At 60.7% G+C, this 1584-nt stretch carries 2 protein-coding genes; both read right to left on the bottom strand.

Annotated elements, in window-relative coordinates:
* On the bottom strand, positions 1-420 hold a 420-nt coding region (locus AC1DEY_RS23290), incomplete at its 3' end, for an alpha/beta hydrolase (protein ID WP_476870067.1).
* A 128-nt stretch (positions 421-548) separates the two neighbouring features.
* Positions 549-1547 (bottom strand): helix-turn-helix domain-containing protein, encoded by a 999-nt coding sequence (locus AC1DEY_RS23285; protein WP_476870066.1) that lies wholly within the window; start codon positions 1545-1547, stop codon positions 549-551.
* Positions 1548-1584 lie beyond the last annotated feature (37 nt).

Raw genomic sequence — 1584 nt, 5'->3', positions numbered from 1 at the left:
GGCTGGGACCGGGGTGACGACGGCGTTGACCCGGTGATCGGTCGCGGCGACGACGAAGGCGTGTGAAGCGCTGTAGCTGGTTCCCCAGAGGCCGATGCGATCGGCATTGACATCGGGACGGGATTGGGCGTAGGTGATCGCGTGCTGGGTGCAGCGGATCTGCTGCCACGGGTCGATCTCCTGACGTGGCGTACCCGGCAACGGGTCACTGGCCCCGAATCCGGGGTGGTCGTAGACCAGACAGCTCAACCCGGCCGCCTGGAACACCTCGGCGTAGTGGTCGAGCCACATCTCTTTGACTGCTGAGAATCCGTGCGACAGGACCACGCACGGCGCCTCACCGCTGGAGTCGTCGGCGGGGTAGAACCAGCCACGCATTGTCGCACCTTGTGCGGTGAACTCGATGTCTTCACGGGCCACAGAAATTCCTCCTTGATTTGTTACGGCTTGGTGAATACATCTTCACAGGCGAGGAAAGTCGACTTCCTGCATTTGCGTGCCGGGTTCTGGCCTATCCTTGCCAAAACCGTAAATCAAGAATCAGAACGTCAGCATGCTGTCGCGGCGGAGGTCCGGTAATCCCGGGGCGCGCAGCCGTACTCTGCGCGGAAGGCACGAGCGAAGTGACTGGGATCGGAAAAGCCCCAACGTACCGCGATATCAGCGATTGAGCCGGCTCCAGCTGCGAGATCGCGACGCGCCCTAGCCAACCGTCGTGCACGCACGAACGCTCCTACAGTCTCGCCGGCCTCCTCAAAGACCCTATAGACTCCGCGAACCGACATCCCATGGGCGGCACCGATCGAAAGGGCTGTGATATCCCCGGAAAGAAGGCGCTGTTCGATCCAGTCCTGCAGCAGGACAATTGGGGGCTCATTTGTTCCCCCTTTTTCCGCAGAGACCTGGTGGCGGGTAGCCGGAATTAGCAGCTCCAGGGCTGCGCTGCGTGCGACGCGCACTTCGGAGGCACTCAACCGGTCTAACGTCCGCGCCAGCAACGCGAGGTACCCGGTAAACAACTCAGTGGCTGGTGCTGTGCGGTCAAGGAGCAGCGGTCCGAACAGGCGTTTCCCGCCGCTCGTTTCCTCCAGTGCGATCAACGGGATAATAAGTGTCTGTTTGACTTGAGGTGTGTGGACCTGAAACCTGATCGGCTGGTCGCTGCGCCACACAACAGCATCCCCTGGGCGCATGTCGAACGTGGCGTCCCCCACAACCAGTGTTTCGCTCCCTTCGCGGAGGACCGTTACACCGAGGTAAGCGTCCTCTGTCTGGGCAGCCCGGCGTTTTCCTCGCATGCCTTGACAGGGATCACAGGCAGCCTCAACAAGGGCAAGATCCTGAAGCCAGCGGCGACGCGCCCGAGCCTGAAACGACGGTGCCGTCCACGTTGGGTCGATACGCACCGCCATGTCTACAAGTGCGGTCGATAAGAACTCTTCAAAGGTGGCCTCCCTCTTGGATGCAGCAACCTCAGTGAGATCCCAGTAGCCATCTGCACCAGGGGCAGGTAGCAATCGCTGCGGAATATCTTCAACGACAGTCATGCCGAATCCCTTCCTTTTTCAATGCTCGATATAACGG

Source organism: Arthrobacter sp. 05T47 (assembly GCF_056395825.1).
The sequence above is the reverse complement of the archived record's forward strand: the minus strand, read 5'-3'. Positions and strand labels throughout refer to the sequence as shown.